Origin of the sequence: Vibrio minamisatsumaniensis (assembly GCF_050337445.1) — a bacterium.
GTDB classification, from domain to species: Bacteria; Pseudomonadota; Gammaproteobacteria; order Enterobacterales; family Vibrionaceae; genus Vibrio; species Vibrio artabrorum.
The window spans coordinates 24067-38943 of record NZ_JAKJSY010000017.1 but is presented as its reverse complement, the minus strand read 5'-3'; the positions used below and the strand labels follow the sequence as shown (position 1 = coordinate 38943).

17 protein-coding genes are annotated in these 14877 nt (G+C 45.2%); 4 read left to right on the top strand and 13 right to left on the bottom strand.

From position 1 onward, the window contains the following. Window positions 1–5: 5 nt before the first annotated feature. Entirely contained in the window at window positions 6–1619 is a 1614-nt protein-coding gene (thiP, locus tag L4B77_RS05250) for a thiamine/thiamine pyrophosphate ABC transporter permease ThiP (RefSeq protein WP_261838198.1), read from the top strand. After that, window positions 1619–2323, top strand: a complete 705-nt coding sequence (gene thiQ, locus L4B77_RS05245) for a thiamine ABC transporter ATP-binding protein (RefSeq protein WP_429748936.1) — start codon at window positions 1619–1621, stop codon at window positions 2321–2323. Before thiP ends, thiQ begins: the two co-directional genes overlap by 1 nt. Before the next feature lie 125 nt (window positions 2324–2448). Here thiQ and yjgA read toward each other — a convergent pair whose 3' ends face one another. Further along, a complete protein-coding gene (gene yjgA / locus L4B77_RS05240; RefSeq protein ID WP_261838197.1) occupies window positions 2449–2973 on the bottom strand; it encodes a ribosome biogenesis factor YjgA in 525 nt (174 codons plus the stop codon). Between the two features lie 118 nt (window positions 2974–3091). On the opposite strand from yjgA, the gene pmbA reads away from it, so the two are divergent. After that, window positions 3092–4435 (top strand): metalloprotease PmbA, encoded by a 1344-nt coding sequence (gene pmbA, locus L4B77_RS05235; RefSeq protein WP_261838196.1) that lies wholly within the window; start codon window positions 3092–3094, stop codon window positions 4433–4435. Between the two features lie 97 nt (window positions 4436–4532). On the opposite strand, the gene mgtE is transcribed toward pmbA, so the two are convergent. The 12 genes from mgtE to L4B77_RS05175 all read right to left on the bottom strand — a co-directional run bounded on the left by mgtE (window position 4533) and on the right by L4B77_RS05175 (window position 13818). Next, a complete protein-coding gene (gene mgtE, locus L4B77_RS05230) occupies window positions 4533–5888 on the bottom strand; it encodes a magnesium transporter (RefSeq protein WP_429748933.1) in 1356 nt (451 codons plus the stop codon). Window positions 5889–6036: 148 nt separating this feature from the next. Then, complete coding sequence (locus L4B77_RS05225; protein ID WP_261838194.1) at window positions 6037–6312, bottom strand: HPr family phosphocarrier protein; 276 nt, start codon at window positions 6310–6312, stop codon at window positions 6037–6039. A gap of 11 nt (window positions 6313–6323) precedes the next feature. Beyond that, window positions 6324–7184: an RNase adapter RapZ gene (rapZ, locus tag L4B77_RS05220; RefSeq protein ID WP_372092577.1), complete on the bottom strand. Its 861-nt coding sequence runs from the start codon at window positions 7182–7184 to the stop codon at window positions 6324–6326. A 1-nt stretch (window position 7185) separates the two neighbouring features. After that, window positions 7186–7647 (bottom strand): PTS IIA-like nitrogen regulatory protein PtsN, encoded by a 462-nt coding sequence (ptsN, locus tag L4B77_RS05215; protein WP_261838192.1) that lies wholly within the window; start codon window positions 7645–7647, stop codon window positions 7186–7188. 1 nt (window position 7648) lies between these two features. Continuing rightward, a complete protein-coding gene (gene hpf / locus L4B77_RS05210) occupies window positions 7649–7936 on the bottom strand; it encodes a ribosome hibernation promoting factor (RefSeq protein ID WP_261838191.1) in 288 nt (95 codons plus the stop codon). Window positions 7937–8008: 72 nt separating this feature from the next. Beyond that, a complete protein-coding gene (locus L4B77_RS05205; protein WP_429748929.1) occupies window positions 8009–9469 on the bottom strand; it encodes an RNA polymerase factor sigma-54 in 1461 nt (486 codons plus the stop codon). Between the two features lie 54 nt (window positions 9470–9523). Continuing rightward, complete coding sequence (gene lptB / locus L4B77_RS05200; RefSeq protein WP_261838189.1) at window positions 9524–10249, bottom strand: LPS export ABC transporter ATP-binding protein; 726 nt, start codon at window positions 10247–10249, stop codon at window positions 9524–9526. A gap of 2 nt (window positions 10250–10251) precedes the next feature. Continuing rightward, window positions 10252–10746: a lipopolysaccharide transport periplasmic protein LptA gene (lptA, locus tag L4B77_RS05195; RefSeq protein ID WP_261838188.1), complete on the bottom strand. Its 495-nt coding sequence runs from the start codon at window positions 10744–10746 to the stop codon at window positions 10252–10254. Next, on the bottom strand, window positions 10727–11290 hold the full coding sequence (gene lptC / locus L4B77_RS05190; RefSeq protein WP_261838187.1) for an LPS export ABC transporter periplasmic protein LptC: 564 nt from the start codon (window positions 11288–11290) through the stop codon (window positions 10727–10729). Before lptC ends, lptA begins: the two co-directional genes overlap by 20 nt. Continuing rightward, window positions 11287–11844, bottom strand: coding sequence for a 3-deoxy-manno-octulosonate-8-phosphatase KdsC (gene kdsC, locus L4B77_RS05185; RefSeq protein WP_261838186.1), 558 nt, complete (start codon window positions 11842–11844; stop codon window positions 11287–11289). The genes lptC and kdsC overlap by 4 nt, the downstream gene beginning before the upstream one ends. Next, the gene (gene kdsD, locus L4B77_RS05180; RefSeq protein WP_429748925.1) at window positions 11844–12815 is read right to left on the bottom strand and encodes an arabinose-5-phosphate isomerase KdsD; all 972 of its coding nucleotides are present in this window, start codon (window positions 12813–12815) and stop codon (window positions 11844–11846) included. The genes kdsC and kdsD overlap by 1 nt, the downstream gene beginning before the upstream one ends. Window positions 12816–12849: 34 nt before the next feature. Continuing rightward, window positions 12850–13818: a calcium/sodium antiporter gene (locus L4B77_RS05175; RefSeq protein WP_429748923.1), complete on the bottom strand. Its 969-nt coding sequence runs from the start codon at window positions 13816–13818 to the stop codon at window positions 12850–12852. A gap of 264 nt (window positions 13819–14082) precedes the next feature. On the opposite strand from L4B77_RS05175, the gene mlaF reads away from it, so the two are divergent. After that, the gene (gene mlaF, locus L4B77_RS05170) at window positions 14083–14877 is read left to right on the top strand and encodes a phospholipid ABC transporter ATP-binding protein MlaF (RefSeq protein ID WP_372092585.1); all 795 of its coding nucleotides are present in this window, start codon (window positions 14083–14085) and stop codon (window positions 14875–14877) included.

The window sequence follows — 14877 nt, the reverse complement described above, 5'->3', positions numbered from 1 at the left end:
AATTTATGATAAAGAAAACACCTAAGGTTGGGGTATGGGTTGCACTACTCATTACCGCCTTCGTGGTTTCAGCAGTTGGGGCATTGCTTAGCAATGCCCCTTCTCTTGATATCAGCCAAGTATGGTCAGACCCTTACTATTGGCATGTAACGAAATTCAGCTTTTATCAAGCGACACTCTCAACAGTGCTGAGCGTTGGCTTTGCTATACCTATTGCTCATGCGTTGTGTCGCAGGCAATTTTGGGGACGTGCTTTGTTGTTAAGGCTGTTCGCCTCGACCTTAGTCCTGCCGGTGTTAGTCGGTGTGTTTGGTTTGCTTGCCATTTATGGCAATAGTGGTTGGCTAGCTAAATTTTTGGCGAACTTCGATATTGAACTGCCATTCTCGATTTATGGATTGACTGGCATTTTGCTCGCACATGTCTTCTTTAACCTGCCCTATGCCAGTCGCTTACTTTTACAAGCCTTAGATAGCGTACCTGCCGAGCAACATAAGCTGTGTGCTCATTTGGGTATGAGTCACTGGAATAAATTCAGGTGGGTCGAATGGCCTCGTTTAAGACAACAACTGCCTCATGTGTGTGGCTTAGTCTTCATGCTGTGCTTTACCAGCTTTGCTACCGTGATGGCACTCGGTGGCGGTCCGAAATCAACCACCATCGAACTGGCCATTTATCAGGCGATTAAATTCGACTTTGACCTACAGGCTGGTGCTTTGCTCGCGATATGGCAAATGCTGCTGTGTGGTGTACTCGCGGTGAGCATTCAACGGCTATCGAAACCTATTTCAGTAACGGCCAGTCAATTGTCGGAAGAGAAATATTTGGTTAAGGACAGCGGGTGGTCAAAAGCTTGGGATGGCTTTTGGATCATCCTAGTCTCAATGCTGGTATTGCCGCCATTAGCCATGGTTATCGTCAGTGGTATTAATTCGCAAGCACTGACTGTACTCAGCAGCGAGCCGTTTTGGGCAGCGTTAATGACCTCAGTTAAAGTCGCGTCCTTGGCGAGTGTTATCGCGGTTGGTATTGGGATTGCGATACTGCTGACCAGTCGAGCATGGCGCTTACAGAATCAGAATTTTAAAGCCGATAAAATTGAGTTGATTGGCACTATTATCTTAGTGACTCCGGGGCTGGTGATCAGTACGGGTATCTTCTTATTGCTGCGTTCATTCACCGATGTTTTTAGCTTGGCTTTCTTTATTGTGATTGCCGTTAACAGCTTAATGGCGCTGCCTTATGTCATTAAAACCTTAGCTCAACCTATGCTGCATTTATCTCAGCAGTACCAGTATGTGTGCGCAAGCTTAGGAATGGCAGGTTTTACGCGTTTTAGGCTAGTCGAGTGGCGGGCATTGCGTAAGCCGATGGCGCAAGCTTTCTCTATTAGCTTTATGCTAGCGATGGGTGACCTAAGCGCGATTGCTTTGTTTGGTAGCCAAGATTTTAGAACTCTGCCTTTGTACCTATTCCAATTGTTAGGCAGCTATCAAATGGAAGCGGCGGCGGTCGTTTCGGTGAGCTTACTGTTACTGAGTGTCGGCAGCTTTAGCCTGATTGAATTTTTATTTACTCGAAGATCTAAGCTCGATGCTAAAGAGTTGAGGAACCGATGATGTTAGTAATGAAAGCGGTGGATTACCACTATCACCGAGAGTTGTTTCACTTTGATTTTCAAGCGGAGCAGGGCGATATTGTGGCACTGATGGGACCGAGTGGTGCTGGTAAATCCACACTGTTAGCGTTAGTTGCTGGATTCATCGAGCCTACATCAGGAGAGATTTCAGTGGCTGGGCAATCGCTTATTGGTAAAGAGGCACACCAACGCCCGTTGGCGATGTTGTTTCAAGAACACAACCTGTTTGCTCATCTGACTGTGCGTGAAAATATTGGCTTAGGGTTGCATCCAGGTTTGAAGCTTAGCGTAACCCAAAAGCAAGCTGTGGAACAAGCTGCTGCGCAAGTTGGCGTCGCTGAGTATTTGGATAGATTGCCAGAGCACTTATCCGGCGGTCAACGACAGCGTGTCGCGTTAGCGCGTTGTTTTGTCCAACCTCATGATATTTGGCTGCTTGATGAACCTTTCTCTGCGCTTGATCCTTTGCTGCGTGAAGAGATGCTTAGCTTAGTAAAACGATTAGCAGCAGAGCGGAATATTACGGTTTTGATGGTGACTCACCATTTAGGTGACGCACGCAGTATCGCGAATAAGTTTGTGTTTGTGGCGCTAGGTAAGGTGTTGGTTGAAGACTCGATAGAGGCACTGACGGCGGATCATCCGCAGCCTGAGTTAAGCTCATTTATTAAAGCGGGTGAGTGACGATTTAGCACTCTTGTGAGTACTTATTGATATTGAGTGCTTCTTGATATCGAGTGCGTCAAAAACAAAAAGACCTAGCGCATGCTAGGTCTTTTATTCACTCTATGAGTAAAGCGAGATAACGATCAGTCTTCTAGCTTTAGCTCTTTTAAGATTTGGAAGATCTCACGAGAAGACTTCGCAGGCTTGTTCGCGGATTTTTCTTTGTTAGCTTGGCGAGCCAGCTGACGAAGACGCTGACGGTCTGCTTCAGGGTACATTTCCATGACTTCTGAAATAGCCGCATCACCTTCTGCAACAACACGATCACGCAGTTGCTCAAGCTTATGTAGCTCGGCGGTTGCTTGTGAGTGCTTGTTACGAATCTTATCCAAAGCCGCTTGAATAGGCTCTGGATCGACATTACGCATTACTTTACCAATGTATTGAAGTTGACGGCGCTTTGCTTCATTTTTAAAGCGTTGTGCATCTTTAATCGCTTGTGCCAAATCTTCAGACAGCGGAAATTTGTCTAATACCGAAGGCTTAAGACCAACAAGCTCTTCTCCCAGCTTTTGCAGGGCATCCATGTCCGTTTTCATTTCTGTCTTACTTACCCAGATGATTTCTTCTTCTGGTTCCCATGGGGCTTTTTGGTTTTTGCGAGCCATCTTTTCTGCCTATGTCACTATCTCAAACGAATATATTGCCTATTTTAGCAAGAATCTTGGGGAGAAAGCGAAATTCTTGTTATCCTACGCAATATTGACCTAAAAAATTAGAATAGATATGGATGTAAAACAGCAAGTCGCCCAGCAAAGAGTTGAGCTAGAAGCCGCAGTAGCTAAAGCGTTGGATATGGCATCAGTGAGTGCTGACGCCGCTGAGGTCGCGATTACTAAGTCAACGGGTTTAAGTGTTTCAACACGTATGTGTGAAGTGGAAAACGTTGAATTTAATAGTGATGGTGCGCTAGGTATTACTGTTTATCGCGGCCAGAAAAAAGGCAGCGCATCTACATCTGATCTGAGTGAAAAGGCGATTGCTCAAACCGTCGCGGCTGCGCTTGATATCGCGCAGTACACTTCTGAAGACCCATTCGCCGGTCCTGCAGCAAAAGAATACATGGTAAAAGACATTCCAGACTTGGATCTTTTCCACCCTGATGAACCAAACCCTGACTATGCCGCGGAGATTGCGATTGCTGCTGAGAAGCAAGCGTTAGCTTATAGCGATAAGATCAAACAGAGTGATGGCGCAAGCTACGACAGCCACTATGGCGTTAAGGTTTATGGTAACAGCCATGGCTTACTAGCAAGCTACGCTTCAAGCCGTCATAGCACGAGCTGCTGTGTAATTGGACAAGGCGCTAACGGTGAAATGGAACGAGACTACAGCTACACCGTTGCACGTCACCGTGATGAGTTATGGACGCCTGAGCGCGTAGGTCAAGAAGCAGCAGAAAAGACCATTAGCCGTTTGGATGCGAAAAAGCTACCAACAGGCCAATACCCAATTATGTTTGCTAACGATGTTGCTACTGGCTTGATTGGCCACCTTGTGATGGCGATCAGTGGCGGTAATCTTTACCGTAAATCATCGTTCTTATTGGATCATCTCGGTCAGAAAATTTTACCTGACTGGTTTAACATTTCTGAGCGACCACATATCTTACGTGGTTTGGCTTCAAGCCCATTTGATAGCGAAGGTGTGTTCACTCAAGATCGTGAAATCATCACTGATGGTGTTCTGGCGACTTATCTACTGACGAGTTACGCAGCACGTAAAATGGACATGACACCAACAGGCCATGCGGGTGGTATTCATAACTGGTTCGTTAAATCGACCGGCCAAAATTTTGAGCAGATGCTAAAAGAGTTGGGTACGGGTTTCCTAGTGACTGAAGTGATGGGCCAAGGCGTTAATACTGTAACGGGTGATTACTCTCGTGGCGCAGCGGGTTTCTGGGTCGAGAACGGAGAGATCCAATACCCAGTATCAGAAGTCACAATCGCAGGTAACCTAAAAGAGATGTTTACTCAGATTGTTGCGGTTGGCAACGACGTTGAAACACGTTCGCAAATTCAAACCGGTTCTATCCTGCTTGAGTCGATGAAAGTCGCGGGTGAGTAATTTGCTTCAGTTTAAACATGAGCCTGAAGCTTAAATCTGATGCATTAAAAAGGGAGCCGATGGCTCCCTTTCTGTATTAACTGGGTCGGTAATCAAGCTAGATAAGTATGGTGGCTAAGCCTAAGAACACCGATAGGCCAATTACATCGGTTACTGTGGTCAGTGCCATACCGCCAGCAAGGGCTGGATCGATATTCATCTTCTTCAGCATCACAGGGATAGTGACCCCGGCAATACCTGCGACAATCAAATTGGTCATCATCGCTGCGGAGATGATGCCTCCCAGTATCCAGTTGCCTTTCCAAGCGACCACGATACCACCAATGATAACGGCCCAGAGAACGCCATTTAGGAAGCCGATGGCCGCCTCTTTGAGTAGTAGTTCGCGTTTGTTACTGTCACCGATATGACCGAGTGCCAAACCACGAATGACCAGAGCAACGGTTTGGTTGCCGGCGACACCACCCATTGACGGTACAATGGTCATCAGTACCGCAATCGCGGCCATTTGGTCGAGCGTTGCTTCAAACATATTCGATACTGATGCCGCAGCAAGGGCCGCGAGTACGTTAGCACCAAGCCACACACTGCGACGGCGAGCGGATTTGACGACGGGGGCGAAGGTATCTTCGTCATCGTCCATACCCGCCATACTCATCATTGAGTGCTCGGCATCTTCACGGATAACATCAACCACGTCATCGATAGTGATACGACCAACAAGGTGTTGATTGCTATCGACAACTGGCGCTGAAACCCAATTACGACGTTCGAACAGGCTTGCAATGTCAGAAGCGCTGGTTTCAACCGCAATTGCTTCGTCGGCATCCTCCATCACTTCGGAAACCGCCACATCAGGCTGAGTCGTTACCAGTGTCGTAAGCGAGAGGTTACCGATAAGACGTTCTTCTTCATCAATAACATACAGAGCATCGGTTGCATCGGGCAGTTCGCCACGCATACGCATGTAGCGCAATACAACGTCGACATCGACATCACCACGAATGGTGATCACATCGGTGTTCATCAGCGCACCCGCTGAATCTTCTGGGTACGATAGGGCAGTTTCAACTAATGCACGATCGACGGAGTCCATTTGAGAAAGGACTTCGCGAGAAACATCGTCAGGTAGGCTTCGAAGTACGTACGCGACGTCATCGGTGTCCATGCCTTCGGTTGCTTCAGCTAAGGTCTCCGGTGCCATTTTCGACACAAGAGCATCTTTGACGTCTTCGTTTAGTTCATCAAGAATTTCACCGTAGTCTTCAGGATCGGTGAGTTGCCAGAGTACGTCACGACTTTTGCGAGGGGAGGCTTCTAAAAGGTGTGCAATATCCTCAGGTTCCATGTCCTGAAGTTGTCGGCGTACGTGAACAAATCGGCCGTTTTCTAGGGCTTCGCTGACTTCTTGGAGGGTTTGGTGAGCTTGGTCGAATTCTAATTGCTCTGCCATATTTTCCTCCTATCTCATTATTCTAACAATGCGTGGAATAGTAACTTAATTCTGGGTCTTATTTAAATCATAAACTTAGATAGAACTAAGATTTAATATTGGTTAGTTCGTTGTTTGAGTTTTAGGTGTTGTGAGTGAAGCGTTTTTGCTACTCACCCTCATCAAACTTATCTTCAATAAGATGGCAGACGGCATCCAGTGCTTGTTGTGAGTCACTGCCTGCTGCTTGAATGGTGATGTGTTGCCCTTGTGCTGATTCCAGCATCAGTAGCCCCATAACGCTATCTGCGGTCGCGACTTTATCTTCTTCGCTATGGATGGTGATAGTGGCATCATAGCTTTGTGCAAGCTCAACCAATTTGACGGCCGCTCTCGCGTGAAGACCTAAACGGTTTTGGATCAGTACAGTACGAGTTAATTCCATGGCGAGCCCTGCTAATTTTTCTCTAATGAGGCATGTCGGATTTGAACTTGATGGCCAAGTTGTTCGAAGTGATCACCTATTTTTTGAGTAAGGTATACTGAACGGTGCTTACCGCCAGTACAGCCAATCGCAACGGTTAAATAGCTACGATTATTTTTTTCTAACATAGGCAGCCAATGCTCAATAAAGCTTTGGATCTGTTGTTTGAGTTCAAGAACTTCAGGGTGCTTCTCTAAAAATGAATGGATGGGAGCATCAAGGCCCGTTAATGGGCGTAGAGAAGGTTCCCAGTGAGGGTTAGGCAAAAAGCGAACATCAAATACGTAGTCAGCATCACTTGGCAGGCCATATTTAAAGCCGAAAGATTGAAAGACAATAATCAGCTCTTGCTTCTCTTTACCTTCCACTTTAAATCGAACCTTTTCGCTCAATTCGTAGAGGTTGCAGTCACTACTGTCAATAACAATGCAAGCTTGCTCTGCAAGAGGTGCCAAGAGCGTCTTTTCAATATCAATCGCTTGTTCAAGAGAGAGCTTGTCTTGGCCAATAGACAGAGGGTGAATTCGGCGTGTTTCGCTATAGCGCTTGAGTAGGGTCTGCTTGCTTGCATCGAGAAACAGCACGTTCATGTTAATGCCGTGGACAGATTCAAGCTGTTCTAGTGTTTCGGAGACCAACTGAGGATCTTTCGGCAGGTTGCGGATATCAATGCTAACGGCAACGTTTTGATTGCTCTCATTTACTGATTCTACAAAGTCGTTTAATAGGTTGACGGGTAGGTTATCAACGCAATAATACCCCAAGTCTTCAAGGACTCTTAGCGCTACACTTTTTCCAGCCCCTGATTGGCCACTAACCACGATTAGTCGCATGTTATTGCTCGCCAGTGGGTACTTGAACCATGATGTCGTAAAGCTCTTGATCACTTTGAGCATTGCGCAATTGTTTAAGTACCTGTTTGTTGTTAAGTCGTTCTGCCATACAAGAAAGGGTTTTTAGGTGTTCCTTGCACTGCTCACTTGGAACAAATAGAGCAAAGAGTAGATCGACAGGCCGATTGTCAATCGCATCAAATTCAATGGGATCTTGGCATTGCATTAACACAGCAATGGCTTTGTCACTGACGTTCATACGCGCATGGGGAATCGCGATACCATTTCCAATACCGGTAGTGCCCATTTTTTCGCGGCTCAACATACACTCAAACAGTTCTGTTGAATCTTGACCACAGCTTTCTGCTGCGATCTGACTAATGAGCTCAAGGGCTCTTTTTTTGCTTGTGCATTGGACTGCACTTTTGGTGCAGTCCAATGAAAGTACTTCGCTTAATTGCATGTTAGTGATTACTTAGTTTTTCTTTGTGCTTGTTGAGTTGACGGACGAGTTTGTCAACCAGTGAATCAATCGCAGCATACATATTTTCATCTGTTGCTGCGGCATGAATCTCACCTTGATTTATGTGAAGGGTCGCTTCTGCAATTTGATTGATTTTCTCAACTTTTAAAACAACCTGAATGCTATTTATATGTTCAAAAAAGCGTTCAAGTTTGTCGAATTTCGTGTGAACATAGTCTTGCATTGAATCGGTAAGATCAACGTGATGGCCTTGAATATTGATTTGCATAGACTTTCCTTTTCAGTTAGTTGCCAGGTTAAAAGCAAACACATCGCTGACTAAACAGCGAACGTAATTTACTTATAGTAGGCGTTTACGCTGACTCGATGGGGCGATGCCCAGAGATTCACGGTACTTCGCTATCGTACGTCTAGCGACCTGTATCCCTTGGTCAGCCAGTAGGGCAGCAATCTTACTATCACTGAGAGGTTTCGCCGTATTTTCTGCCGCGACAAGTTTCTTAATGAGCGCGCGAATTGCTGTCGATGAACATTCACCACCATTGTCAGTACTGACATGGCTTGAGAAAAAGTATTTGAGTTCGAAAATACCACGTGGCGTATGCATGAATTTTTGAGTCGTAACACGAGATATTGTCGACTCATGCATATCAACGGCGAGTGCAACATCGTTTAGAACCATTGGCTTCATCGCTTCTTCGCCATGTTCGAAGAAATCACGTTGATGTTCAACAATGCATCTCGCAACTTTGAGTAGCGTCTCATTTCGGCTCTCTAGGCTTTTAATTAGCCACTTAGCTTCTTGCAAGTTTGAGCGGATGTATTGATTGTCGGCGCTGTTGCCTTTGCTACTCAGACTGGCGTATTGCTGATTCACTTTCAGCTTCGGCACGCTATCCGGGTTTATGGTCACGACCCATTTACCAAGGTCTTTAAATACCGATACATCCGGAACCACATACTCAGTTTCATCCGGAGTAATCTTACTACCAGGGCGAGGGTCCAGTTGTTGAATCAGTTGCAAAACTTCACGCAGTTCTGCTTCTTTCAACTTGGTCTCTTTGATCACCAGTTTGTAATCGCGATTACCAAGCTGATCGATATGGCTAGTCAGTACTAACTTAGCTTCGTTGAGCCAAGGCGTATCTTGAGGGAAGGTGGCCAGTTGCAGTAACAAGCAATCTTGCAAATTGACTGAAGCGACCCCTAGCGGATCAAACTGCTGAATTCGTTTACGTACGGCTTCAATTTCATCCAGCTCGATCTCTTCATTGGCGAAGTTTTCAAGGATGTCTTCACAAGTTACAGTGAGGTAGCCGTAGTCATCAATCGCATCAATCAGTGTTAAAGCTATGCTTCTATCTGTTTCTGTAAATGGTGTTAAGTCGAGTTGCCAAAGCAGGTAATCGTGCAGGCTTTCCGTCGTTTCACCTTGGTACACAGGCATATCGTCATCAAGAGCAATGCCAGTGTTCCCAGTATTTGCGCTGTAAACGTCTTCCCAAGTTGTGTCGATCTCGAGTTCGTTGCCAATCTCTGATTTTTCGATTAAGTCTGAGCTATCGGCTAAGTCTTGCTCTGTGGTATCAACTGATTCTTTCTCGTCACTGCTAGGTTTTTCTTCTGACGTCGGTGCTTCTTCATTGCCTTCTTCGACATCGAGTAGTGGATTAGACTCAAGTGCTTCTTGAATCTCTTGCTGCAAATCTAATGTCGACAATTGCAACAAACGAATCGCTTGCTGCAATTGAGGCGTCATTGCTAACTGTTGGCCTAACTTAAGTTGTAATGAGGGTTTCATTCAGTATTACTTACCTAGTTATTATTCTTAGAACTCTCGATACTCTCTATCTAATCATAGACGGAATTGTTCGCCTAGATAAACTTGTTTAACTTGTTCGTTATTGAGAACGTCCTCAGGCGTACCTTCAGCGATCAGGTGTCCTTGGCTTACGATGTAAGCTTTTTCACATACGTCTAATGTCTCACGAACGTTGTGGTCAGTGATTAAAACACCCAAACCACGATCACGCAGGTGAACGATAATTTTTTTGATATCGATAACAGAGATTGGGTCAACGCCGGCAAAGGGTTCGTCCAGTAGAATGAACTGCGGATTGGCTGCCAGAGCTCGAGCTATCTCAACGCGACGACGTTCACCACCGGACAAAGCCATACCATTGCTGGTGCGGATATGTTGAATGTGGAACTCCTCCAGCAGGTCTTCCAACTTATCTTGGCGCTGTTCTTTGGTCATTTCATCACGCGTTTGTAAAACCGCCATGATGTTGTCCTCTACAGACAACTTACGAAAAATAGAAGCTTCTTGAGGTAAGTAGCCGATACCAAGACGAGAGCGACTGTGCATGGGTAAGATACTGATGTCTCGGTCATCAATGCTGATGGTGCCTTCATCTCGCGCAACCAGACCAACAATCATATAGAACGATGTGGTTTTGCCTGCACCATTCGGTCCAAGCAGACCCACAATCTGACCCGATTCGACTTGCAAGCTTACATCGGTGACCACTTTACGCTTGCTGTAGGTTTTCGCTAGGTTTTTTGCTTTTAGAACAGCCATCGTTACTTATTCACTTCCGTTGGTTGTAAAACCGTTGACACACGTTTGTTTTTACCACTGTCAGCGACTAATTTCTGAGAGCCGATCTCATAAGTAATTTTAGAACCGCGAATGATACTGCCATCTTGAGACAGCATCGCATTCTTAGTCATGATTAATGTGTCAGCAACCAGTTGGTAATGTAAGTCGTTAGCTTCACCGTAAAGTGTTTTTCCTTCATCAGTCAGTTGTGAGAAGGTTGCGGGCTTGCCAAAGCCTTGAATGGCTTCGATTTCGCCGTTGGCAGCATTACGGGTAACAATAACCTTATCGGCATTGATATTGATGCTACCTTGTTTCAGGTTTACATCGCCAAGAAATGTCACTTGGTTACTTTTCATGTCCAATTGCTGGCTGTCTGAGTCGATGTAGACGGGCTGCTCGCTATCTGAAGATAGGGCATAGACACTTGGTGCAGCAAGGGCCAAAGCGAATAAACTAAGGTGTAAGAGTTTCATATCTACCTTGAACAGAATTAAAGAGGGTCGCATTGTTGGTACCGAAATTACCTTTCATTGCTTGTCCCTCAGTTTCAAAAAATGTACCGATCATATGGACCGGAGTCTCTGAATAAAAATCTCGGCTAGTCAGTTCAACAACCATCTTATCCGTGGTCATGGTATCGAAACTGGCTTCTGGCAACAGGTTCTTTGCTACAACATTGCCATAAAAAGTGACGACTTGATTTTTATCCATAATTGCGCGATCAGCGGTGATTCGCCATTCAATAGTTTGTCCATCTCGGTATACCGAGAGAACCGGATTTTGAAAATGTGTATCGCCAACCTCTGAGTAGTGCTCTAAATATGTTGATTCAACCAGATAGCTACGAATACCGGTTTGGCTATAGCTAATGTTGTTCAAACTCTTGCCACTAAATGAAGGGAGCTCTACATTCGGAGGCACTTGTATCGTCGATGTTTGCTGTTTGTCAAACAAGTAGTAGGTTGACCAACAAGCGATAAATATGAGTATTAAATAGATAATACGAGTAAAACTCATATGCTTAAACCTTTGTGCACGTCGAGTTCATTTCTGGCTTGTAAAATAAGGTCGCAAACTTCACGTACCGCGCCGTGGCCACCGTTAATGGTTGTTACGTAATTGGCTCGTTTTGCTAGCAGTGGGTGACCATCTGCTACACAGACTTTCAAGCCAACTTTTTCCATTACCGGCCAGTCGATCAAATCATCTCCAATATAACCTGTATTTTCAGGGTTAACTGAAAGCTTATCGCAAATGTCTTGGTATGCTTTAACTTTATCGTCTTGACCTTGATAAATCAGCTTGATGCCGAGAGCGGTCATTCGATTCTCAACAATTTGAGATTGACGGCCGGTGATGATTGCGATTTCAATACCCGCGTTCATCAGTGATTTAATGCCGTAACCGTCACGAGTGTGAAAGGTTTTCAGCTCTTCACCGTTGTTACCCATGTAGATGCGACCATCAGAGAAGACGCCATCGACATCGCAGATCAGCAGTTTGATCTCTTTTGCTACAGCGAATACATCAGCATCAACGGTGCCGTATAGGGTGTCGATTGTCTGTGTCATTACATTACTCCTGCTTTCAGTAAGTCATGCATGTTTAAGGCTCCAACCAGTTTACCTTCGTGGCATAACATCAGGCCATTAATGCTTTTCGCTTGCATCAAGTTTAACCCCTCGACTGCCAGCATATTTGGTTCAGCTACCGTCGGGTTCAATGTCATCACATCGCCGATTTTGGTGTTATGAATATCAACACGCTTGTCTAGGATACGGCGTAAATCACCATCGGTAAAAATACCGGTCATTTGACCATCTTTACCAACGATTGCCGTCATGCCCAAGCCTTTTTGAGATATCTCTAATAGGGCGTCTCGAACTAGCGCGTTTGGCGTGACAACTGGAAGAGCGTCACCTGTGTGCATTATATCATCGAGTTTTAACAGCAATTGACGACCTAAAGCGCCACCGGGATGAGACAGAGCAAAGTCTTGAGCGGTAAAGCCTCGAGCCTGCAAAAGTGCAACGGCTAATGCATCACCCATAACCAAAGTCGCGGTGGTACTGGTTGTTGGCGCTAAGCCGAGTGGGCAAGCTTCTTCCGGTACCGAAATTTGTAAGTGGATATCAGATAAGGTCGCCATGTTTGATGTCGGCTTACCTGTCATGCTGATGATCTTGATGTTTAAACGCTTTAAGACTGGAAATAGGCTGAGTATTTCATTTGATTCGCCTGAATTGGATATGGCAATCACAATATCACCCGGTTCAATCATACCTAAATCGCCGTGCGCCGCTTCTCCTGGGTGTACAAAGAAAGCGGATGTTCCTGTGCTTGCTAGCGTTGCTGCTATTTTGTTGCCAATGTGACCGGATTTACCCATGCCCATCACAACCACTTTGCCTTCGTTGTTTAGGATCAGATCACAAGCCTTGCTAAAATCATCATTAAAATATTGGTCTAATTGAGTAAGACCTGCAACTTCGGTTTCTAAAACTTGTTTTGCAACACTGCAATAATCGAATGGCTGAGACATAAAATACTCCAAATGCGGGAGGTTAAATCAATAATTAAGCTGACATGTGCATGAGTAGATAACTTTGATAGGCCACAAACGTCGCAATCAATATACCACCTTCAATTCGATTCACTCTGCGAGACTTGCCGAGTGCCATAATCACCAGGAGAAGGGATACACCTAGCATTACCCAGAAGTCACGCCCCATTGCAAACTCATTCAACATTGAAGGGTTGAGGATGCCTGGGATCCCCATAACGGCAAGGATATTAAACACATTCGAACCAATGATATTACCCACGGCCATGTCGTCTTCTCCCTTCATCACGCCGGCAAGTGATGCTGCAAGTTCTGGTAGGCTGGTACCAACCGCAATGATGGTTAAACCAATTACAAGATCACTCATACCAAAGTATTTTGCGATAACAACCGCGTTATCCACCAGCATATTCGCCGACAAAGGCAGAACGATTAGGCCAATGATCACCCACATTACAGCTTTAGGGTTACTGACACCTTCAGGGATCTCTGACTCTTGCTCTTCAAGAAAGGCGTCGCCATTCTTTTTTTCATTGCGACTGATTTGTAACATGGCAAATAAGAAAGCGGCAAAAAGAACAAACAACAACACGCCTTCATAAAAGCCTAAATGGTTGTCCCAAAGCAGTGCGCCTGCTAATACGGTAACACCTATCATTAATGGAAGTTCACGGCGAATGATACCAGAACTGATAGAGAGCGGCTTAATAAGCGCTGTAATGCCTAAAATCAGTGCGATGTTGGCGATGTTCGAGCCTAAAACATTACCGACAGCCGTATCTGTTTTGCCATCTAGGGCTGCAGTTGCAGAAACCATCATTTCAGGAGCCGAAGATCCCATTGCAAGAATCGTCATGCCGATAACTAATGGTGAGATACCGACATTGCGAGCAAGAGCCGCAGCGCCGTAAACTAGCTTATCTGCACTCCACACCAAAAAACCTAGGCCGATAACGAGAAAAGCAATCGCTTCAAGAAGCATAATGGTTCCTAAAAAAATAATAAAAACGGAGAATTAACCGCTAATTTTGACTTGTTGCTGGGTAAAAGGGAAGCCACTCAACAAATTAATTGCCAGTTAGTCGTAAAGAAATGTCGCTGAATAAGCAATTTCTCAATGCTTTCAGATCTCCGCCATGGTTTTCTGATTTTTGTAATTAATTGAACAGTGCTTTTAATTCTAAAGTAGACTCATTATTATTGCAGCCATAATTGGCGTTTTTTAGAGCAAGGAAACAACAAGATCATGTTGAATACTGAGCTTGTAAAAGTGAAGAACCTAAGTTTCTCTCGAGGTGAGCGCGTTATCTTTGATGACATCAGTTTAGACGTTCCTCAAGGGAAAATAACCGCAATCATGGGGCCATCAGGGATAGGTAAAACCACCTTATTGCGTTTGATTGGTGGACAACTGCCGCCAGATAGTGGTGAAGTTTGGTTTGATGGGGACAATATCCCAGCCTTATCGCGTCGAAAACTCTATCAAGCGCGTAAAAAAATGAGCATGCTTTTCCAATCAGGGGCGCTTTTTACGGATCTTAATGTCTTTGATAATGTAGCGTTTCCGCTGCGAGAGCACACAGAACTGAACGAAAAACTCATTCGTACCATCGTATTACTTAAGCTTGAAGCGGTAGGATTACGAGGGGCGGCACAATTAATGCCAAGCGAATTGTCTGGTGGAATGGCGAGACGTGCAGCATTGGCTCGTGCGATCGCCTTGGATCCGGCACTTATCATGTACGATGAGCCTTTTGTCGGTCAAGATCCTATCACCATGGGGGTCTTAGTTGAACTGATACGGAATCTCAATCAAGCTTTGGGCTTAACCTCCATTGTTGTCTCTCACGATGTGCCTGAGGTGATGAGTATTGCTGACTGGGTTTACCTCATGGCTGATAGCAAAATCATCGCAGCGGGGTCTCCTGACGAGTTGTACAATAATAGCGATCCGAGAGTGCAGCAATTTTTGCAAGGCGAAGCCGATGGTCCGGTGCCATTTAGATTCCCTGCAAAGAGCTTAGAAAAGGATTTGTTTTAA